19 protein-coding genes are annotated in these 22,325 nt (G+C 33.0%); 16 read left to right on the top strand and 3 right to left on the bottom strand.

Going from position 1 to position 22,325, the window contains the following annotated elements; translation table 11 throughout:
• Positions 1-2 precede the first annotated feature (2 nt).
• Entirely contained in the window at positions 3-3,263 is a 3,261-nt protein-coding gene (locus ABID46_RS00480) for a SusC/RagA family TonB-linked outer membrane protein (protein WP_354505586.1), read from the bottom strand.
• A gap of 1,416 nt (positions 3,264-4,679) precedes the next feature.
• Between ABID46_RS00480 and ABID46_RS00475 the strand changes: the two genes are divergently transcribed.
• The 4 genes from ABID46_RS00475 (at position 4,680) to ABID46_RS00460 (ending at position 6,429) form a co-directional block, all read left to right on the top strand.
• Positions 4,680-4,940, top strand: a complete 261-nt coding sequence (locus ABID46_RS00475; RefSeq protein WP_354505583.1) for a helix-turn-helix domain-containing protein — start codon at positions 4,680-4,682, stop codon at positions 4,938-4,940.
• Positions 4,941-5,092: 152 nt separating this feature from the next.
• Positions 5,093-5,614, top strand: a complete 522-nt coding sequence (locus ABID46_RS00470) for a hypothetical protein (protein WP_354505580.1) — start codon at positions 5,093-5,095, stop codon at positions 5,612-5,614.
• Positions 5,615-5,992 (top strand): helix-turn-helix domain-containing protein, encoded by a 378-nt coding sequence (locus ABID46_RS00465; protein WP_354505577.1) that lies wholly within the window; start codon positions 5,615-5,617, stop codon positions 5,990-5,992.
• Positions 5,992-6,429, top strand: a complete 438-nt coding sequence (locus tag ABID46_RS00460) for a hypothetical protein (RefSeq protein ID WP_354505574.1) — start codon at positions 5,992-5,994, stop codon at positions 6,427-6,429. Before ABID46_RS00465 ends, ABID46_RS00460 begins: the two co-directional genes overlap by 1 nt.
• A gap of 142 nt (positions 6,430-6,571) precedes the next feature.
• On the opposite strand, the gene ABID46_RS00455 is transcribed toward ABID46_RS00460, so the two are convergent.
• Together ABID46_RS00455 and ABID46_RS00450 are read right to left on the bottom strand one after the other, a co-directional pair.
• On the bottom strand, positions 6,572-6,841 hold the full coding sequence (locus ABID46_RS00455) for a hypothetical protein (protein ID WP_354505571.1): 270 nt from the start codon (positions 6,839-6,841) through the stop codon (positions 6,572-6,574).
• On the bottom strand, positions 6,841-10,236 hold the full coding sequence (locus ABID46_RS00450) for a DUF8693 domain-containing protein (protein WP_354505569.1): 3,396 nt from the start codon (positions 10,234-10,236) through the stop codon (positions 6,841-6,843). The genes ABID46_RS00455 and ABID46_RS00450 overlap by 1 nt, the downstream gene beginning before the upstream one ends.
• A gap of 285 nt (positions 10,237-10,521) precedes the next feature.
• Between ABID46_RS00450 and ABID46_RS00445 the strand changes: the two genes are divergently transcribed.
• From ABID46_RS00445 to ABID46_RS00390, 12 genes are all read left to right on the top strand, one after another.
• Positions 10,522-10,923, top strand: a complete 402-nt coding sequence (locus ABID46_RS00445) for a sugar 3,4-ketoisomerase (RefSeq protein ID WP_435529312.1) — start codon at positions 10,522-10,524, stop codon at positions 10,921-10,923.
• Positions 10,913-11,335 carry a sugar 3,4-ketoisomerase gene (locus ABID46_RS00440; protein ID WP_354505563.1) on the top strand — a complete coding sequence of 141 codons (423 nt, stop codon included), beginning with the start codon at positions 10,913-10,915 and terminating at the stop codon, positions 11,333-11,335. Before ABID46_RS00445 ends, ABID46_RS00440 begins: the two co-directional genes overlap by 11 nt.
• Entirely contained in the window at positions 11,322-11,816 is a 495-nt protein-coding gene (locus ABID46_RS00435) for an acyltransferase (RefSeq protein ID WP_354505560.1), read from the top strand. Before ABID46_RS00440 ends, ABID46_RS00435 begins: the two co-directional genes overlap by 14 nt.
• The gene (locus tag ABID46_RS00430) at positions 11,809-12,912 is read left to right on the top strand and encodes a DegT/DnrJ/EryC1/StrS family aminotransferase (RefSeq protein WP_354505557.1); all 1,104 of its coding nucleotides are present in this window, start codon (positions 11,809-11,811) and stop codon (positions 12,910-12,912) included. Before ABID46_RS00435 ends, ABID46_RS00430 begins: the two co-directional genes overlap by 8 nt.
• Entirely contained in the window at positions 12,905-13,492 is a 588-nt protein-coding gene (locus ABID46_RS00425) for an acyltransferase (protein WP_354505554.1), read from the top strand. The genes ABID46_RS00430 and ABID46_RS00425 overlap by 8 nt, the downstream gene beginning before the upstream one ends.
• Complete coding sequence (locus ABID46_RS00420) at positions 13,489-14,964, top strand: oligosaccharide flippase family protein (RefSeq protein ID WP_354505551.1); 1,476 nt, start codon at positions 13,489-13,491, stop codon at positions 14,962-14,964. The genes ABID46_RS00425 and ABID46_RS00420 overlap by 4 nt, the downstream gene beginning before the upstream one ends.
• A 68-nt stretch (positions 14,965-15,032) precedes the next feature.
• Complete coding sequence (locus tag ABID46_RS00415) at positions 15,033-16,088, top strand: glycosyltransferase family protein (RefSeq protein WP_354505548.1); 1,056 nt, start codon at positions 15,033-15,035, stop codon at positions 16,086-16,088.
• Complete coding sequence (locus ABID46_RS00410) at positions 16,085-17,158, top strand: glycosyltransferase family 4 protein (RefSeq protein WP_354505545.1); 1,074 nt, start codon at positions 16,085-16,087, stop codon at positions 17,156-17,158. Before ABID46_RS00415 ends, ABID46_RS00410 begins: the two co-directional genes overlap by 4 nt.
• On the top strand, positions 17,130-18,206 hold the full coding sequence (locus ABID46_RS00405) for a glycosyltransferase (protein ID WP_354505542.1): 1,077 nt from the start codon (positions 17,130-17,132) through the stop codon (positions 18,204-18,206). The genes ABID46_RS00410 and ABID46_RS00405 overlap by 29 nt, the downstream gene beginning before the upstream one ends.
• Entirely contained in the window at positions 18,188-19,330 is a 1,143-nt protein-coding gene (locus ABID46_RS00400; RefSeq protein WP_354505540.1) for an acyltransferase family protein, read from the top strand. Before ABID46_RS00405 ends, ABID46_RS00400 begins: the two co-directional genes overlap by 19 nt.
• 296 nt (positions 19,331-19,626) lie before the next feature.
• Positions 19,627-20,826, top strand: a complete 1,200-nt coding sequence (locus ABID46_RS00395; RefSeq protein ID WP_354505537.1) for an ATP-binding protein — start codon at positions 19,627-19,629, stop codon at positions 20,824-20,826.
• A gap of 282 nt (positions 20,827-21,108) precedes the next feature.
• The gene (locus ABID46_RS00390; RefSeq protein WP_354505534.1) at positions 21,109-22,320 is read left to right on the top strand and encodes an ATP-binding protein; all 1,212 of its coding nucleotides are present in this window, start codon (positions 21,109-21,111) and stop codon (positions 22,318-22,320) included.
• Positions 22,321-22,325: the final 5 nt, after the last annotated feature.

The following is a 22,325-nucleotide window of genomic DNA, read 5'->3' as shown; positions in this document are numbered from 1 at the left end:
TTTTAAAAATTTAGCATCATACCGAATGACAATTTTCTCAATGGAGGTAAAAATCCTCTATTTTGTTCAGGATCACCACCTTTGTATTTGGCTAAGGTGAAAATATTTTGTCCTTGTAAATAGAGCGTACAATGTGTTAAACTATTTTCTTTAAATGGTAAGGAGTAGGACAAAGAGAAAGACTTTAATCTAATAAAGGAAGTATCAGATATCATTCCACTGCTCGTTGTAGCAAATCGATTATGTGCCAAATAAGCATCAAAATTGTTGCCCGTAGTAAATGTTTGCCAATTATTTAATACTCCGATAGGTTGATTATTCATAAACCCAGCTGGCTGAATTGCCTGATAATGGTTCATTCCGTTTTTTCTTACAAATTGGAAATTAAATTCAAACGCTAGGTTCCTATATTTTAAAGTATTTGAAAAACTTCCAAAATACTTCGGAAGGAAATCTACAATATATTTCCTATCGTCAGGTGAGCTTATTAAGCCATCTCCATTATAATCCTTAAATTCGAAAAGTCCTGATTCAGGATTGACCCCGATGTAATTATAAAGCATTAAAATATTGATTGACTTTCCAATCGACAATCTATTTACATAAGTAGAGTTTTCTAAATTTTCAAACGCTATTAGTTTATTTTGTGGAATTGAAAATTGTAAATTCGATGCCCAACTGAAATTACCTGTTTTTAGATTAAGAGTATTTAAATTCGCTTCCAAACCTGCATTTTCAACTGTTGCGTTTAAATTTGCATTTATGTATGCAAAACCAGTTGTTCCTGGAAGAGGAATATTCATTATTTGATTGTCAGAACGGTTATTATAATAAGCCATTTCAAAATTTATACGATTTCTAAATAAGCCGATCTCCAATGCGATTTCCCTTTTTCGGTTTTTCTCCCATCCGTAATTTGCATTAAATAACCGAATAGGAGAGATGCCTAAGTCCCCATTGTAATAATAATCATCATTGATTTCATAATTATTAAGAAATTTATAATCTCCAATTTGATCATTGCCTGTAATGCCATAACTTGCACGAAGCTTTCCAAAACTTAACCAATTAAGATTTCCTACTATTTTTTCTCTTGAGAATATCCAAGCCGCTCCAAAAGCACCAAAATTTGCAAATCTTTTTCCCGTGCCAAATCTGCTGGATCCGTCTCTTCTACCCGTGAGATTTAATAAATATTTGTGATTATAATTATAATTTATTCTCCCATATGTTGCTAAGTATTTATAATGACCACTGGATTCATTCATTATCCTCAAATTATTGGCAGCACTTAAATTATCCATTAACAGATTAGTTGGGAAACCTGAAGCATAAACTGCTAATTCATTTGTATGTTGGTTTTGTAAAGTCCCTCCTATAGTTATGTTTATATCATGTTTTTTTATTGTGTGCCTATAGTCCAATTGAGGTTCTATAACCCAGGAATACCTGTTGGTATTGTTTTTATATGCACTAGAAGATGCACTTGTCGCGCCAAGTGCCGGATCTAATCTTGTATGAGGACTTAAATTAATTTCAGATAATTCGGATTGTGTATACCCCAAATTTGTTTTCAGTTCTAAACCTTTTGCAACTTGGTAATTTAGTACAGCATTTGTTATTAAATTTTTCGTATTATTTCTATAAGTAACTTCGAAATCTGCATATGGGTTATTCCACGTGGAATTTTCCCAGTTTAAATTCCCATTTGCGTCCAATATAGCTGGAGCATTGGGTGGGAGAGTTAGTGCTTTGTTTACTAGATCATTTAGCGGTAAATAGTTATTGTCTTGCCCATAATTTGCTGAAAAACTGATTCCGAATTTTTGATTTTCAGAACGGTGATTGATGGTAGAATAGAAAGTTGTCCTTTTGTAGTAAAAGTCTTGAGGGAATACGGTAGATTCTTTCATAAAATTCCCTCCCAATGTAAAACTTGTTTGCTCGCCACCACCACTTGCACTTAGCTTTACACTATTGTTAATTGCCGTTCCCCCTATAAATTCTTTTTGCCAGTCCGTAAACCTATACTTATTCCAAGTGCCGTTAACGTCATATGCAGTTACAGGATATGCTGAAATCCCGTCGTGTGAAAATGCTTCTTCTCTCATTTTTAAATATTGTTCTGTATTTAGTAGCTTTGTCATTTCTGTAACTTCAGCTATAGACATAGATGTTGCGATAGAAACAGAAGTTTTTCCAACTTTTCCTTTCTTGGTAGTTATTAATATAACACCGTTTGCACCTCTAGATCCGTAAATTGCGGTCGCATCTCCATCTTTTAGTACCTCTACGGATGCAATAGATTCGGGAGCTAAAAAATTAAGCGGATTTACTATGCCGCCAGGCATAATCCCTCCTGAAATCCCTCTATTACTCAAACTTCCCATATCATACGGCACCCCATCAATTATATACAAAGGATCATTCCCGGCTGATATACTATTCTGACCGCGGATTCTGACTGTATAGCCTCCACCCGCTAGTCCTGTTGTGGGTGTAATATCCAATCCTGGAACTCTTCCTTGGAGTGCGTCTAATACATTGTTTACCGGTTGGTTTTCTATTTCCTTGGCGGTTACTTTGTAGATGCTCCCTGTGCGTTCCTTATCCTTCACTGTATAATATCCGGCATTGATGACGGCTTCTTCTAATTGAGTGACAGCAGGGAAAAGTTCGAGGTTGATTTCGGTTTGCTCGGTGATAGGGACTTCGATGGTTTCGTAGTCGGGATAGGAGATGATGAGGATGTCACCTTTTTGGGCGTCTATTTGAAATTGGCCAAATTCGTCGGTAATGGTAAAGATGTTGGTGCCTTTGATTTTGATAACTACGCCTGGGATTCCACCGCCTGCATCGTAGATGGTACCAGTTATAGGGTAGAAAGAGATCCTTCCTTCGTCAGGATGACATTTTGGGATAGAAAGAGAAGTGAGGAAAGAGATGCTTCCTTCGTCAGGATGACAATGGTGATTGGAATGGAAAGTGGGGAAAGAGATACTTCCTCCATGAGGATGCTCTTCATCTAACCCGGGCGTGAGCTCACTTATCCTGCTATCATACGCTCGTATTGTAAGCTCAAAGGATGTTGTTAGGTCAAAAGACTTATGGTCTTTTATTGAATTGGGAAGGTGATGTGCCGAAGCGAAAGAGGACATTGTCATGAGGACAAGCAAAATGAGGCAGCCCGGCACAAAACCTATTTCCCCTAAGATTTTTACTATCCTAGACAGGAAATAATCCGAGGATAAAATTGTTTTCATAATTTTGTGGAAGTTTTAAATGATACATATTATTTATTTCTAGACTCTCTGCAACTGGTCGAATAGTATTGCAGGGAGTTTTTTTGTTTTTGATCCCGATTTTTAAAATCCTTTCCCCAACCCTAAAGGGTGGGATTTTAAGTGTTTTCCAAAGGAATTCATTAATCCTTCGGATTTCTCTTGAAAGTATGTTCATTTTACCTTGATGCAAAACGAACCAAAAGATCAAGGCATTTCAAAATGTTTTATGAATGATGTTTTTATTTGTTTTTCAAAGGAATTCATGAATCCTTCGGATTTGACTTCGCATCATTTCTTTCAACGGCTTAAAATCGCTTTCGTTGAACTTCATTAAACATGTGAAATGCCAATTTTTAGATTTAATTCTGAATTTTTCATAAGAATATTCCTATTTAAATGATACATATTATTTATTACGAGACTCTCTGCAACTGGTCAAATAGTATTGCAGGGAGTTTTTTTGTTGTTAAAAATTACAAGCCTTATCGTGGTCCCTTGCTTCGATACGCCACGGCGCACACTGCAGCTCAGGATGACAGGGTGACCAAATGGTCAGGATGACGGGGGTGACCAAATGATTAGGATGGCGGGGTGACCCAACATTTGGTTTGGCCCCTTCCCCCTAAAGGGTGACCAAATGTTCAGGAGGGCGGTGTTGCTATAAGGACTTTATTCCGAACCTATGGTTCTCCCCTTAATCTCAAATCTTCGATACGCCACGGCGGACAGGCCATGTTCAGGATGACTGGGAGGGCTTGTTAGTTTTTACTTTTTATTTTATCATATTTTATTTAGAGTTTTTTAAAAAGCCTCTGCCAGGTCTTTGGAAATCCCTTCCCGGATTTTATGGCTCCTTGCATACAAGGCAGAGGCAATCAATAATTAACACATGAGGTATGAAAAAACAATCAAATCTTTCTTTTTAAACATTTTCGTTCAATTAAAGTTTATCAATCCTTATAAATCATCTTCCGGGAAGAGAGATGGTTTCACAAATTATTCTAGTTTCCCTAACCAAATGAGAAATAGAAGTGCAAGACTACTAGGAAATGGAAGATTGCTTAAAACGATAGCTGAGAAGTACGCATAGAAAAGGCGTGAAACTCACTTTCGTCATCATCTGAATCAGAGGTATCGCCAAACACCGTGCAACAGACTGTTAAAGTGAGCCCACGCCTAGGTCGTGAGCTTCTTTACTTGTCTTCTCGTTGCAAAATTGAAAATTGGCGATTTTCGATTCGAGATTCCAAGCAATAGCTTCTAATATTTTAATCCTATTGGAAGAATTGCAAATATATGTTATTGAGACAAATATAATAAAATAAATTATAAATGGTAATATATCACCATGAAATTTTAATTGTAAAGTTTCAAATTGTCTCTTAAAGGGAGAATATGGATAGTAAAGATGTGTTAAGAATTTATATGGAGAAGTTTTCTGAAAATCTTAGAAAGGTAAGAAAAGAAAAATTTAATTCAGCAGATGAACTTTCAAAAAATACGTCATTTGATTCTAGTAACTATAGTAAATATGAAAAGGCACACGGCAATCCAACTATTGAAACTATCCTAAAAATGGCGTCTGCTTTTGAAATAGAACCTAAAGAATTGTTTGATTTTGATTTCGATATAAAGAAATATAAAATTAAAGATTGAGTATTGAAAATGTTAAAAATTGAATTATAACTTTTTAATACAACCTTATTAAAGCCTATAGTAATTAATAAATTTACTTTTAATGAAATTTTATCATTTATAGAGGATGTAATTAACTTAAAAGTGAAATAAAATTGGAAATTAACTTATAAGTGAATAACTTTGCACAAATAAAACCAATAGCCAAATACAAAAAAGTAGCGTATTATTCTATTTGTATTAATGGAAAAGATAATTCAATATTTGAAGAATTCATCGCAAAACATGAACATACAAATAAGAATAAGCTTAATCATATTGTGGCTTGGTTAACTCAAATAGGAGAAAATTATGGTGCACAAGAACGTCATTTTAGACCTGAAGCAGAAACAGCAGATGCTTCTGCATTGCCCCCTCCGGGAAGTAGCCATCCTCATTACACCGAAAATGGCAAGAAAAAATCAAATACTTTAAGGCTTTATTGTTTAAGAGCAAATGAAAGCGTTGTATTTTTATTCAATGGTGGTATTAAAACAAAAAAGAGGGCTCAAGATTGTCCGAATGTAAGAGATCATTTCAAATTGGCAAATCTTTTGACTAAAGCAATAAATGAAAGTTTTAAAGACAAAGAGATTAGGTGGATAAATGATTATACAGAAATAGATTGTGAAGAAAATCTGAAAATTTTTTATTAAATGAAATTCCCAAAGGAAAATATATTAAACAACTGGTTAGAAAAAAACGGAGATCCTGAAATAGAACGCTTTGTTTCAAGAAATCTTGTTATTACAGAAAAGGTAAGTGCTATTCTTAAAGAAAAAGGAATTAAAAAAGGTGAGTTCGCGAAAATGCTGGGGAAAACTCCTTCTGAAGTTTCAAAATGGCTCACTGGTTCTCATAATCTTACTTTAAAAAGTATTACGAAAATGGAGATTGCTTTAGGTGTTGATTTAATAAATATTGAGCCTATTAAAGAAATTCATTATGTTTATCTTGGTAAAATTCAAGGTGGTGGAATGTATGATGCTATTAATAATTATGAACAAACTTCTTACGATAATGCAACTGCATAATGGCTAAAAACGTAAATATAATACCTGAAGAAATCAATTTAATCCAAATTGATATTTTAGAAAGTTCTATAAAAGATTTACCAAAAAAAGAAGCCTTAGGATTTAATCTTAACGTTGGACATTCGACGATGCATAATCTTGATGAGCAAAGAGTTAAAATAGGTTTAGTTATAGATCTTGATTCGGACAGTAATTTAGTTGATGGTAAAGCTCACTTTGTATTTGATTTTCATTATCAGATACAGAATTTAAGCAACTTTTATCAATTTAAAGAAAATGGAGAACCATTATTTTCGGGAATTTTTATATCTACATTAATAGGTTTAAGTTTCTCAACTGCTCGAGGAATAATATTTGAAAGGTTATTGAATACAAATCTTCAAGGAATAATTTTACCAGTTGTTGATCCTAAAAAAATTTTACTTCTTAATGATTAACAAAATTCTTTCATTACAACATTTTTAGACACTTATATTTTTATGTGATACAATTTTTTCTAGAATTCATATAAAAATCAGGTCTAGAATTTCCCAGTATTCATAATAGCAAAAAAATCCCCAGAATGCTGGGGATTTTTATTTACACTTTATAGTTGATTTGATTTCGTCTATGGAAATAATAAATTCCGATTCCTAACGCAAATAGCGGTAAAAGGAGAAGATGTTGGTTGATGGGAATAGGCTCTCCAGCAGTACCTGCATCTACTCCTTGATCTGGGTCAGATATTACCTCTTCGTTACTTTGGTTGAATGTATATTCTACGTCTTCAGATTCTTCTGAGGATTCAAAGAATTGCCCAAAGCCAAATTGAAGATTAAACACAATCAAAATAATACCTAAATATCTCATTAATCAAAAATAATTTTTTTAGATTCTCTCAAACCAGTTTCTGTTATGACGTTAACAAAAACAATTTGATTTTTAAATTGTTTAGGTGTTAAGTAGGTGTTGGAATTTATGTTCTTACTTTGAAAAAGTAGTTTACCAAACAAATCGTAAACATCGATTTGGATAATATTTTCTTTTTCAACAGAAGCAAATATAGAATTATTTTTCGATGAAATGATTATAGAACCAGGTTTATCAGCCAAGCTTGATTTTGTTGAAGATGATGCCGAAATGTTCGTTCGTTTGAACACAATCTCAAATCGATCATTAAACTCTCCTGCACCTGATTTAAATTCAAATGGTGAATGTTTTAAATTATGGATGGTTTTTCTGTATTTATCTTTGATAAAAATATCATGATCTATAAAGACTCCTTCTGCATTGAATAATTGAATTGTATGTACACCATTTTTGAAACTTTTAAATCCAATAGGAATAATATCATTTCTACTAAATGGTGCTGCTAAACCATTGATGGCTAATTTTTGATCATTCAACAAGGAATAAATTGCATCTGAACTTTCTGTCACCAAAGGTGCGTCAAACATCATTTCAAAGCCATCTGTAGCGTCTTCATTGTATCCAATCAACATCATATTGTTCATTTGATCTGGAGATGTCAGAGTTAGCCAAAAACGATCTTCTGTATTTTTTTGGAAGAAAAATCCATCACCTGCAGAGCGTGAGTTATTTTCAAATACCAAATTTTGATTGTGACCAGCTGGTTTTGCTTTTATCAAGAATCCTTGTCCAACTTTGACAATGCCATTTGGAATGTCTGTCATATCGTATCCTGAAGGACCAGCGCTCGCTGCAACTCCTCCTGAACCATTAAATGTAGCATAGCTATTACCTGTGTAACCTGTTCCAGATTGATAAGGTGTTGTTGTATTATTGGTCCAAAAATGCGCTACATATTCAATTTTGGAACTATTTGCTGTTAAAAAGTCAACCAAATTTAAATTTGAAGGATATGGGTTACCTATCATATTATGACCGTGGATGTCGTCAGTAAATTTGATAACTTCTTCTGATACAATAGTTCCATTGTTTGGAATTCCTGTAAACTTATAGGTTTTATCGTATCCGTTTACGAAATTTTGTCCTGTCTCTGGGTTGATTCCGGTTTCAGCACGTATGGCATAGCCTTTTCCTTTTTTAAAGGTTTGATCAGCCGTTGGATAAAAATAATCATTGGACTCACGGTACTCATAATTGCGATTTCTTGGAGTTCCTGGTGAAAAAATGGAATTGGTTCCATCGTGAATCGCTTGACCAGTAACAGGAGAACTCCAATATACATAGTCCATATGGGCAGGTAGGATGTTGTTCATGTCTTGAACAAATCTTTCTGCTCTCATATTTCCAATGTTTACAGCCAATGGGTTTTCTTGTAATAAATTAGCGTCTGATTCTAGGATGAAATTATCTCCATTACCATTATTAATTATATTATTTCGAACTGTTAAAATCCCATTTGATTTTATTGTTAAACCACCACCATTAGCAATTTCAATTTTTTTAGCTTCTGCAGAGTTATTATTCAAAACAACTGGTGGAGTACTAGTTGATGGTATTTTCACACAATGGTTGATAGTCGGAACTCCATTAGGAGTCCAGTTAGCAGCATTCGCCCAGTTAGTATTATTGCCGCTCCAAGTCTTATCGCCTTTTGAAATAACAATTGTATTTGTCGAAGGACATCCCACGCTTGTGGAAGCTGAAACAGTATAAGTAGTTGTTTCATCGGGAGAAGCGTAAACAGTTGTTGCGTGCCCACCAGAATAAGGGGTAGTGCCAGAGCTGTCTGTGTATAAGTCAGTTGTTGGTGACCACGTAATAGTTGTAGCAGCAGGGATGCCTGTTACTTTAATGTTATCTAATGCCCAATACCAGTCGTTATTTGCAGTATAATTAAATCTTAGCATTACACTAGGTTGTCCAGCATAGGCATTAAGATTTATAGTATTTAAACTAAAATTATTGGAAGCACCAACTGTAGAGTTGAATGTTTGTAAATTAGTCCAGGTTTCGCCTAAATCTGTTGATATTTGGACACGACCAGAATCTCCATTATAATACCTATAGTGATGATAAAAACTTAATTCTATAGGTGCAGAGTAATCTTGAAGACTAAATGGTGGAGAGATTAAATTACTTTCTGTGTTATGAGCTCCAAATAATAAAGTAAAGCGATCGCTGTCAACTTTGACATAATCAGTATTATCATTACTTCTCCATGTTGAAGGATTTCCAGAAGCATATAAACCCCATAATATAAATTGAGCATTACCACCACTAACTTGAGCTGAAGTCAGCCAAGGAATTGAACTTTCTCCAATATTAAAACTTTCGTAAAAAGCTATTTCAGGTATTATACCACCATCAGTAACGGAAAGTTCTATTATGTCATCAGAACAGCCTATTATGGATGTAGGAGAAACATTAATTTCTGTAGGAGTTGCACTAACATGTACTACAACATAATCATGTTTTGAACACCCTGATTTTGTTCCTACAAGTCTAATCGCTTGTGATTCTGTTACTGTTAAAGTTAAGGTTGAACCTGTCCCTATTAATGTGCCAGTTTCCGAATCATTATCCCAATCTGAATACCAATTATAGGTAAATCCAGTTCCTGAGCTATTAGCATTTAATGTGACATTTTCCCCAGCACAGACTACATTTCTAGAAGCAGAAGCAGTGATTTCCTCACAAGGTAACGTTGAATTTCCAGAAATTTTAATATTGTCAATTACGAAAGGAGGAATATTACCACCTGAATTATTATTGACCCATCGGAATCCTAACTGGAAATTTTGTCCATTTAAAATTGCTGGTAAATTTATTGTAGTATTTTGAATAGATGATCGACTATGGTAATATCCATCATTGTTTGTTCCTCCTGTAGTTAGCGCGGTCCAAGGCCCTGAATTTCCTATTCTATATGCAACCTGACCATAATCTCTCCTATTCACACCATTTACTTCTCCATTACATCTCCAATCGAATTCTAAACTTAAATTAGTGTAATTTGTTGCATCAATATTGGTGAAAGCATAACGATCCGATGCTACATTACCAAAATAGTTTGCTGATAATACGCTACAAGTATTATATATTGCACTAATCATCAATGATCTTCCTTCAATACCATTTGATGCGTTATTATATATATACCAATAATTATTATTATTACAGTATGCATTAGTGTCAGCGGTCCATCCCCCAATCATAGTGGTGCCTAAACTTCCGTCAGAGGTAAATTGCTCAAAATTGTCTTGATGGAATACAGTTTGAGAATATGACTCGCCAAGCAGTATAAAAAATGCACATAAAAGATAAAAAGTTTTCATAGCAGAGATTGAAAAATTACAATAAATAATAAAAAAGAGGGATATGAGAGATGGAATTCGAATAGATGAATTCTAATGAAGTGAAATTTGTAACATAGTCTATAAATTTTAGTAAAGAGTGTACAAATATATAAAAAAAAATTGTAATATTTTAAATAGAAGTTATTTAGTCTAAAATTAGAAGATTCTTTTATTTAAACTAAAACTATAAAAACTACTTAAATTAATAATGTATTTTTGAAAACTTAATTTATATATTCTTCGATTTGAATTATAATGAAAAATATGAATCCCAAAATAATTGAACTTCCCAAAATATTAGATAAAAGAGGAAATTTATCCTTTTTTGAATATCCTCAGCAATTGCCTTTTCAAATAGCTAGAACCTATTGGATTTATGATGTTCCGGGTGGTGAAGTAAGGGGTAGTCATGCTTTCAAAAATCAAGACGAGTTTATTGTTGCATTATCGGGTAGTTTCGATGTGGTATTACATGATGGTGAAAATGAAATAAAATATTCACTTAATCGTTCTTATTATGGATTATATATACCTAAAATGTTTTGGAGAAGGGTGGAGAATTTTTCTACCAACTCTTTAGCTTTGGTGGTTTCCAGCACGTTATATGACGTCAATGATTATATTAGGAATTTTGAGGAATTTAAAAGAATGAAGAATGCGAATTAAACCATCTGTTTTTGATTGTGCAGTTATTGATTTGGGGAAAATCAGTTTTGATGAAGGAAACTTAACTGTACTAGAAAATAATTCAAACTTTCCTTTTGAAGTCAAACGTATTTTTTATTTATATGATATTGCAGGCGGAGAGAGCAGGGGAGCGCATGCGCATAAAGAATGTCACCAATTTTTGGTGGCTGCAAGCGGTAGTTTCGAGGTGGAATTAGATGATGGGAAATTTAAAAGACAAATTTTTTTAAATAGACCAAATATTGGATTGCACATTCCTCCAGGTATTTGGGCATCAGAAGTTAATTTTTCTTCGGGCGCGATTTGTCTAGTTTTGGCTTCTCATCCTTATTCAGAAGCTGATTATATAAGAAATTATGAAACGTTTTTGAATTATAATGAGTCAAATTAATATACATCCAAATGCTGATGTGCAATCAGAAAAAATTGGCAAAGGCACTACCATCTGGCAATATTCAATAGTTTTAAAAGGGGCATCAATTGGTGAAAACTGTAATATCAATTGCCAAGTATTCATTGAAAATGATGTTACTATTGGTGATAATGTTACGATAAAACCTGGAGTTCAAATTTGGGATGGTGTGACCTTGGAAGATAATGTATTTATTGGTCCTAATGTTACTTTCACCAATGATTTAGTTCCTAGGTCTAAACAGTATCCTGAAAAATTTGAAAAAACGATTGTAAAAAAGGGAGCATCAATAGGTGCAAATTCAACGATTATCGCTGGTAATACCATTGGCGAAAATGCCCTCATTGGGGCAGGAAGTGTCATAACAAAAAATGTTCCCGCCAATACGGTTTGGTTTGGTAATCCAGCAAAACAAAAAGGAACAATTGATATAAAAGGTAATATTACATACAATGATTAAATTTCTTGATTTACAAAAAATCAATTTAAAGCACCAAAAGGAAATAGAGGCAAAATTATTAGAGGTTTTTCGTTCTGGCTGGTATTTGTTAGGTGAAAATTTAAAAGAATTTGAAAGCAATTTAGCCAAGTATATTGGATCTAATCATGCAGTTGGGGTTGCCAATGGTTTGGATGCTCTTCGATTGATTTTAAGAGCCTATATAGAAATGGGTGTCATGCAAAGAGGAGATGAAATCATTGTTCCAGCTAATACCTATATAGCCTCTATTTTAGCAATATCTGACAATGGATTGGTTCCTGTTTTGGTGGAACCTTCTTTGGGAAATTACAACATAGACATTTCAAAAATTGAAGAAAAAATCACCTCCAAAACAAAAGGAATTTTAATTGTTCATTTGTATGGTCAAGTTGTTTTTTCAGAAGTACTAAAAACATTAGCCAATAATTATCAATTAAAACTAATCGAAGATAACGCGCAATCTATAGGTGCTAATTGGAAAGGGATTAAAACAGGAAATTTGGGTGATGCTGCTGGATTCAGTTTTTATCCGGGTAAAAATTTGGGTGCTTTGGGTGATGCAGGAGCCATTACGACAAATGACGAGAATTTAGCAAAAACTATTCGTGCTTTGGCTAATTATGGATCCAACCAGAAATATGTCAATATTTACCAAGGTTTGAATTCAAGATTAGACGAAATTCAAGCTGCAGTTTTGAATGTTAAATTAAAATACATTGACCAAGAAAATCAAAGAAGAAGAGAAATTGCAGAAATGTATATTTCGAAAATTAAAAATGATAAAATCATTTTACCAGAATTACCCAATGATCCTCATGAACATGTTTGGCATTTATTTGTCATTCGAACCCAAGAAAGAGAAAAGTTACAAGCTTATTTAACCGATAAGGGTGTGCAAACTTTGATCCATTATCCAATTCCGCCACATAAACAGGAGGCTTACAAGGAATGGAATCAATTATCTTATCCTATCACTGAAAGAATCCATGAAGAAGTTTTGAGTTTACCAATTAGTCCTGTTTTAGAGGATAAGGAGGTAAATGAAGTTGTTGAAATAGTAAATTCCTATGATTAAGAAATTGCTAAGACCTTTATATGTGCCCCTTGTTCATTTTATTTATTATTTGAAATATTATAAAGTAACTAATTTGATTTCAAAAGCAAATGTTCAATTTACTTCATCTGCTTCTTTTCAACAAAAGACCTTTTTTACAGGAAATGGTACTATTAAAATAGGAGAGGGGTGTTGTTTCGGGTTTAAACCAGGAGGTTTTCATTATGGTGGTAGCATAGAATTACAAGCAAGAACGCCTCAATCATTAATCGAAATTGGGAATGATGTTAAGACGAACAATAATATATTTATTTGCTCCGCGGGGAATATAAAAATTGGAAATAGAACTTTAATTGGCCAAGGAGTATGTATTATGGATTTTGAGGCTCATGGGGTTCACCCTGATGAAAGAAATAAATTAGGTGAAATCGGAACTATAATTATTGAAGAAAATGTGTGGATTGGAAACAATGTTACCATATTAAAAAACACCAAAATTGGTAAAAATACAATTGTGGCCGCAGGTGCAGTAGTTAGTGGAATATTTCCTGATAATGTAATTATTGGCGGTGTTCCTTCTAAAATTATTAAATCGTTGTGAATAATTCTCAGTCTTCATATAGACAGATATTAAAGGCTACCTCTATTTTTGGAGGAGTTCAGGTTTTTAATATTGTAATTCAGTTAATTAGATCTAAGGTTGTCGCTGTACTTTTAGGCCCTGCTGGTATGGGTATTATGAGTTTGTTTCTATCCTCAATTTCTTTAGTGACATCAGCAACAAATTTTGGCTTAGGAACTAGTGCAGTTCGAGATATTGCAGAAGCAAATTCTAAAGACGATAGAGATAAAATTTCTGAAACTCTTGGAGTGTTTCGTAAATTAGTTTGGCTAACTGGGTTTTTAGGTGTTATTGTTACATTAATATTCTCTCCAATATTAAGTAAAGTAGCATTTGGTGATTATTCCTATACATGGGCTTTTTGTGCACTATCAATTACGTTGTTGATATCTCAGTTAGCTTCTGGTTATATGGTGATTATGCAGGGGTTGCGTAAACTTTCTTTGTTAGCAAAGGCAAGTGTGGTAGCATCCACAATTGGTTTAATTGCTTCAATTTTTTTGTTTTACAATTTGGGTGTTAAAGGTATTGTACCTTCAATAATAATTACTTCAATTTCTAGTTGGGCTATCCAAAGGTATTTTTCAAAAAAAATAAAAATTTCAAGGTTGAAAATTGGTTGGAATATAGCTTTAAAAAAAGGTCGACCTATGTTGTTTCTTGGTTTGATGTTAAGTTTAAGTAGTTTTTTCACAATTGCATTTTCCTATTTATTTAGAATTTTTATTAGTCATTTTGGTGACATTTCTGAAGTAGGCTTATTTAATGCTGGATTTACTATCGTTAATACCTATGTAGGGTTGGTCTTTGCCGCTATGGCAACAGATTATTTCCCAAGACTATCTTCTATGAAATTAAATAAATCAGAGCAATCAAACTTGATAAATCAACAAGCCGATATTGCAATTTACTTACTAGCCCCACTGGTGATAGCTTTTTTAATTTTCAGCTCCTTAATTATAACGTTATTGTACACAAGCCAATTTTTATCTATTGGGACAATGGTTAAATATGCAATGTTAGGTATTTTATTTAAGTCAGTTAGTTGGGCCATTGGATACCAAATCTTATCACAAGGTGATTCAAGATCTTTTTTCTGGAACGAATTGATAGCGTCAATTTATTTATTTGGTTTAAATTGCTTAGGATATTATTTCAATGGATTAGAAGGAGTTGGTGTGAGTTTCTTAATTGGATACGCAATTCATTTAATCCATATTTCCATGTTTTGTAGCTATAAATATGGCTTTAAATTTCAACCTAAATTTTATAAAACTTTTATATTGTATCTAATACTTTGTTTTACAGCATTTTTAATATCAATTTCTCTCCATGATGTTTTTCTCTATACTTTTGGTATTATAATGTTCATTTTAACGGCCTCATATTCATTGTATAATCTTAATAAAAAGTTAGGGTTAAGGGATTTATTTAATAAAAAATTTAAATAACCAAAAAGGACTAAATGGTTGTTTAATTGATAAAGCATTATTATTTTATTGACAATAATTGAAATTAAATGAAAGTTTTATTATTACAAGAAATGAGTGGCGTACATACTGAACTTCGCAATGGATTAAGAGAAATAGGCATTGATGCTGATATAGCAACTTTAGGTGATGGGTTTAAAAATTATGATACAGATATTTTTCTAGGAAATTCAAATCCCAATATTATTGGTGCATTTAATAGAGTGTATCATCAATTCAAAACCATTAAGAAAATTTTAGATTTCGATATTATTCAGTCAATTTCTCCATCACCATATGTATCCTATTTGGATAATTTAATTGATGATATTCTTACTAAGAATAAGAAAAAAATTTATATAGCAGCTGGTAGTGATCCTGTATATTTAAATTACGTTAGAAATTTAGATTATTTTCCCCCTCATGTTCATTTTGATAGATGGAATGACCATGAAAGATTTAAACAATTTGAACAGTTTAAACAAAAATTAAATAATTCTTATAATCGAATTATACCAGTATGTTGGGAATATAAATATGCAATGAATATGGCAGGATTGAAGACTGAAGATATTATTCCATTTCCTATAAATACAGATAAGTATGTTCCAACAAAAAGGAATAATCGAAAATTAAGAGTATTTCATCCCTTAAATAGAAATAATTTAAAATATGATTTTAAAGGAACGTTAATAATCCAAAAAGCATTTTCAATTTTAGAAAAAAAATTTCCAAACGTAGAATTCATTGTCAAAGGAAATATGAATCACAAAGAATATGATCATTTTACGAATGATGTTGATATAATTGTTGATCAATGCTATTCCTATTCTTACGGAATGAGTGCAGCGTATGGATTGTCTAAAGGTAAAGTGGTGTTGTCAGGTTTGGAAGATATTGTGAAAAATGATAATATACATTATCAGGAATGTCCTATAATAAACATCACTCCTTCAGAAGAAATTATAGTTGATAAAATTGAGAGATTTTTAGAGGATGAAAATTATTTAAATGATATTTCAATAAGGTCTAGAAGTTTTGCAGAAAAATATCATGATAAAAATATTGTTGCTATGAAGTATGAGCAAATTTATAAAACTTTATGAAAATACTTCGTTTAACTACCCTGCTTGATTTTGGAGGACAGGAGAGAAAATACATTAGTTTTACTGAAAGTAAAAATTTACTGAATCATCAATATGTTTTCGGTGCAATTGGTTATGGTGGTAATGCGGAGAAAATTTTAAGAGAAAGAGGATTTGAAGTTCATATTTTAAACCGCAATTTTTCTATACGTAATCTTTCTAATATTTGGGCGGTTTATCAATTGATTAAAAAAGTAAAACCCGATGTGGTGCATACAGCAGCAGCAGAAGCTAATTTTCACGGGATTCTAGCTGCAAAATTAGCAGGTGTGAAATATATAATCGGTGAAGAAATCGGGATTCCCAACCATTCCAAAAACGCCCAATTTATTTTCAGGCAAATCTATAAAGCAGCCCAGCAAGTGATTTGTGTTTCCGCGGCTGTCAAAAATCATTTGGTAAAAATAAAGGAAATCCCTGAAGAAAAGGGGGTTGTGATTTATAATCCTGCTGAAAGTCCAGACTTTATAAAACACAGAATAACAGACCAATTTAACATTGTATATGTCGGACGACTAGAGAAGGTAAAAAATGTCGAAGCATTGATAAAGGCTTTTTCCCGGATATTTCAGACGAATGCTATTCTTACTTTGGTGGGGGATGGGAGAGAAAGGAAAAATCTAGAAAATTTAGCACGTGAGTTGAAAATAGAAAAGAATGTGCAGTTTGTGGGATTTGCAACTGATCCTCATGAATATCTCCAATCTGCAGATTTATTTGTACTGCCTTCTTTCTCAGAGGGTTTTGGAATTGCTGCTGTTGAAGCGATGTTAATGAGGGTTCCCGTATTGTGTTCAAATGTAGGAGGCATTCCCGAATTTGTAGAACATGAAAAAACAGGTTGGTTATTTAACCCCAACAACCTTGAAGAGCTTTCTGCCAAATTGAAAGAAGTGATGGAGATGGATCCTACTTCATTAGAAGAAATTGGAATTAATGGTTATAAATCAGTAAAGGAGGTATTCACAAAGAAAAAATATGTTGAAAACCTCGAAAAACTTTATGAAACAAGGTATGAAGCCAAAAAATAAAATCCTGTATCTCGTCAACCAATTCAGTATGCATGGAGGTATTCAAAAAATGTTAAGCCTTAAGATAGATGCTTGGCAAAATTATTATGATGCTGAAGTAGTGGTAGTAACCATTTCTCAAGGTGATGCTCCCATTGTTTATCCTCCAAAACATTCCTTTAAATTTATTGATTTAAATCTTCCCGGAATAAATAAACATAAATGGAAAGAAATATTGAAGTTCAGAAAAGAATTAAAAAGAATTTTTAAAACCGAGAAACCGGACATAGTGATAACCACTTTAACCGGAATTCCTTCTCTTATTTTACCTTTGATTAGCCCAAAAACTAAAAAAGTCTTGGAAATTCATAGTTCGGGAGCCTTGTCTGTTTCTAAATCTTGGAGATATAAATGGTTTTTCCTGAGACGGTATTATAAAGTAGTGTTATTAAATGAGGATGAAAAACATTATTATGAATTAGATAATACTACAGTAATTCCGAATTTTATAGAAATTACAGATTCTGATTTTCCGTATTTTTCGGATCGAAAAAAAAGAATCATAGCTGCTGGTAGAGTTCATCCTGATAAGCAATATGGACATCTTCTCAAAATTTGGGAGCAACTCTATAAAGAATTTCCGGAATGGAATTTAGAAGTGTATGGAAATGGAGACAAAAGATTGCTTCAAATGTACAACGATGAGATTTCAAACCTTAAATTAAAAAGAATTAATTTTTTTCCCGCGACTAATGAATTGCAAAATCTTTTACGCGAATCCTCTATATTTATATTGTGTTCAGATACTGAATGCTTTCCTATGGTTTTAATTGAGTGTAAATCAGCAGCTTTACCGGCGATATCATATGATTCTCCAAATGGTCCGCGACATATTATTTCGGATGATGGTATTTTGGTAGAGCATAATGATATTGAAAAGTTTGCAGAAGAATTGGCTGCATTAATGAAGGATGAAGAAAAAAGAAAAGAACTTTCAAAGAGGTCGTGGAACAATAGATTTCGATTTTCTGATATAGAAATAATTAAGAAATGGGAAGAACTTCTGTAATGACCGGAAATAAAATTTATTTGCCGGGTTTAAATGGGATTCGTGCAATTGCTGCAATGGCGGTAGTTGTCTCACACACCAACAATCGTTTGCCTCATTTCGGCTTATCATCACTTCCAAATTGGGACTTGGCAGGGTATGGAGTGACGATGTTTTTTGCACTAAGCGGATTTCTAATTACCTATTTATTATTAAAAGAATTTGAAACTTTTGGGACTATCCAAATTAAGAAATTTTACTTACGAAGAATTTTTAGGATTTGGCCCTTGTATTATTTTTATCTTTTGGTAATTCTGGCTATAGTAGGCTATTCCGCATTAGGTAAAACCTTTTTTATGTATCTTTTGATTTTACCTAATATTGCAAACGGTTTTGCAAATTATAATGCTCTGCCATGGGGCCTTCCAACCGCAACTGCGATGTCATTAATTGGACATTATTGGTCGTTAGGCGTTGAAGAACAATTTTACTCCTTTTGGCCATGGATTATTAAAAAACTAAAATGGTTATTTGAGTTCTTATTAATTTTTCCTGTTTTGTTTTTAGGGATTAAAATAATTGCCAAATATTTAGAGTTTCCTGAACCTATTCAATTTATTTTGCATTACTCAAGATTTGGTTGTTTAGCGATAGGTGCTTTGGGTGCCTATGTTTTCTGGAAAAAGTATAAGATTGTAGATTATATTAATCATCCGATTTTTCAAACCCTCATTTGGGCTTTTTTGTTAATGGTGGCATTTAATAAATTTCATATCTTTTCAATTATAGACCATGAAATTATAGCAATTTTCATTGTTTTTTTAATTATTAATCAAATTTCAAGTCCTAAACCCATTTTTAGTTTAGAAAATAAAATTTTTGATTATTTGGGGAAAATATCTTTTGGAATCTATGTATATAATCCATTGGTGATTTTTCTATTGTATTCAGTTGCTCACTATATCACAAGATTACCCAATAATTTTGTTTCATATTTTGGGATTTTTTTTATAGTAATATTGTTGAATATTCTAATAGCGCATATTTCTTATCATACTTTAGAAAAGTATTTTTTGAAAATCAAGCATAAATATTCTACAGTAAGAAGTTCCGCCAGTAAAGAAGAATATAATGAAAAAGCATAACCTCCTCTTCATCACTTGGGACGCCCGATCGAGCGGATTTGCAATCCGTTCGCAGACTCCGATTGAGCAGATTTACAATCCGTTCGCAAAACCCGGATATATGTAAAGTTTAAGATGTATAATCGAAAAAAATCCAATTATCTTTCTAAGCTTCCCATTTTACTTCAGGCATTATTTTTAAAATTAAAATCAAAACGATAACTTTAAGAATAATTGTAAAAGTTTTAATTGTAACTATAATATTTATATATTTACTGAATAATTAAAATACAATTATAATTTTTAAGTCACCAAAAATGCATTCCGCAATTCCTCGTCCTAAGTATCTGAAACGCATTGAGCCGTTTATCGGGAAAAACCTCATCAAGGTTTTTACAGGACAGCGACGTGTCGGGAAAAGTTATTTGCTTTTCCAGATTATAGAAGAAATTAAAAAAAAGGATTCCGAAGCTAAAATCATTTATATCAACAAAGAAGATTTGGCTTTTGCACATATTCGCAATGCCGATGATTTGAACGGGTATGTTTTACAGAATAAATCCGCAGAACAAAAAACCTATGTTTTCATTGACGAAATTCAAGATATAGAAAATTTTGAAGTAGCACTTCGCTCCCTTTTGCTCGACAAAAATTTAGATTTGTATTGCACCGGAAGCAATGCGAATCTTCTTTCCTCGGATATTGCCGGACATTTGAGCGGCAGATACATTGAAATTCCTGTTTATAGTTTGTCTTATACCGAATTTCTGGATTTTCATCAGTTGGAGGATTCCGATGATGTGCTGGAAAAATATCTGAAATTCGGTGGATTGCCCTACCTCATCCATCTTCCTTTGAAAGAAGCGATTGTGTTTGAATACCTTGAAAATGTGTATTCTACGATTTTGTTCAGAGATGTCATCAACCGATTTTCGGTAAGGAATACAGCATTTTTGGAACAACTTGTTCTATTTCTTGCATCCAATACCGGAAGTCTTTTTTCTGCAAAAAAAATCAGCGATTTCTTGAAATCCCAAAAAATAAATATGGCTCCAAACCAAGTTCAAACCTACATTCAGCATCTTACCAATGCCTTTTTGATTCATCGGGTAAACCGTTATGATATTGTAGGGAAACGGTTGTTTGAAATAGGCGAAAAATATTATTTTGAAAACCTCGGCATTCGGAATGCATTGTGGGGATTCCGTCCGGAAGATCGAGGGAAAATTCTCGAAAATGTAGTTTACAACCATTTGCTTACGGAAAATTATAAAGTACAAGTGGGGATTATTGCCGACAGCGAAATTGATTTTATCGCCGAAAAAAACGGTGAAAAAACATACATTCAGGTCGCTTTGACACTCAACGAAGAAAAAAACATCGAAAGAGAATTCGGAAATTTATTGAAAATAAAAGACAATTATCCGAAACTACTCATTACGATGGACAAGTTTTCAGGAAACACTTTTGAAGGCGTAAAACTAACCGATTTAAGAACTTTTTTAATGGGAAATTAAAAACAAATAAAACAATGAAAAACCTCCTCTTCATCACCTGGGACGGAGCTCAACCTTGTCAAGGTTTAGAACTTTGACAAGGTTAAAAGAAATTGGCGAAAAAGGACATAAAACGATAGTGGAGAATTTCACTCTCGAAAAACATATTAGAAGAACTCATTGATATTTACAATGGGTAGAATGCCAAAAAAACACCCTTTCGCCAGAGAAGTAAACGCATCCAAAAATTCCCCAAACACCTCAAAATTTACAAGTTTGGGGAATTTTGCGTAATTTTGTGTAATGAAAGAAATTGTTCGCCATAATTATCTAAACACTCTTTCGGTTTTGAAAGATCAAAATCTAATCAAAGTCGCTACGGGCGTTCGTCGTTGTGGGAAATCCACATTGATGAAGCAGTTTCAGGATGTATTACGAAACGAAAACCCTGATGTTTCTGTATTGGCAATCAATTTGGATATGCCGGAATTTAGATTTCTTGGCGAACAAAACTGGAAGAAAATTTACGATTATATCCTAGAAAACATCAAAAAAAATCAAACCAACTATGTTTTTATAGATGAAGTGCAAAACCTACCTGAATTTGAAAAACTTTTGGAAGGTTTGTACGTTCATCCAAAGATTGATTTGTATGTGACAGGTTCCAATGCATTTTTATTGTCAAGTGAATTGGCTACTTTGCTCACAGGAAGAGCTTTTGAAATCAATGTATTGCCTTTTTCTTTTGCCGATTATTTAGAATTTACAGAAAAAAAGACAAATCCTGACAGAGCTTTTGCAGAATATGTGCAAACAGGAGGTTTTCCGGAGGCGGTATTACTTTCCGCCAAGGGAAATAATTTTGCCAATGAATATTTGCAAACTGTTTTCAAAAATATTTATGAAAACGATATCTCCAAACGATATAGGATTTATGCAGAAGAATCTTATCAGGAAGTAGTTCATTTTCTGATTGACTCTGTAGGTTCGGCTATTTCTGCGAGAAACATCTCAAAAATACTAACTGCAAACAAGAAAAAAATCGACCATAAAACAACATCAAAATATATCAATACACTTGTAGAAGCCTATTTGTTTTACAAAGTAAATCGGTACGATATCAAAGGAAAGCAGCATTTGGCTACACAAGAAAAATACTATATGGTTGATTTGGGTTTTCGCAATGCTTTGCTCGGAAAAGAACAAATTTCCGATACGGGACATCTGCTCGAAAATGTAATTTTTCTTGAACTGAAACGCAGAAACCATCAAGTTTGGATAGGAAAAACAGACAGATTGGAAGTTGATTTTGTAGCACGAAACCAGGAGGGATATACACAGTACATCCAGGTTTCGCAAACCGTGCAAAATCCATCAACCTTGGCCCGGGAATTAGCACCCTTTGATAAAATACATAACCACAATGAAAAAATACTGATCACAATGGATTATGAAACCGGAACACATAACGGTGTGAAACAAATAAACGCGATCGATTGGTTGCTGAATCTGTAAAAATG

The sequence above is a fragment of the Moheibacter stercoris genome, from assembly GCF_040545805.1.
Classification (GTDB): domain Bacteria; phylum Bacteroidota; class Bacteroidia; order Flavobacteriales; family Weeksellaceae; genus Moheibacter; species Moheibacter stercoris.
Note: the sequence above shows the minus strand (reverse complement) of the source record. Positions and strands in the feature narration are given on the sequence as shown.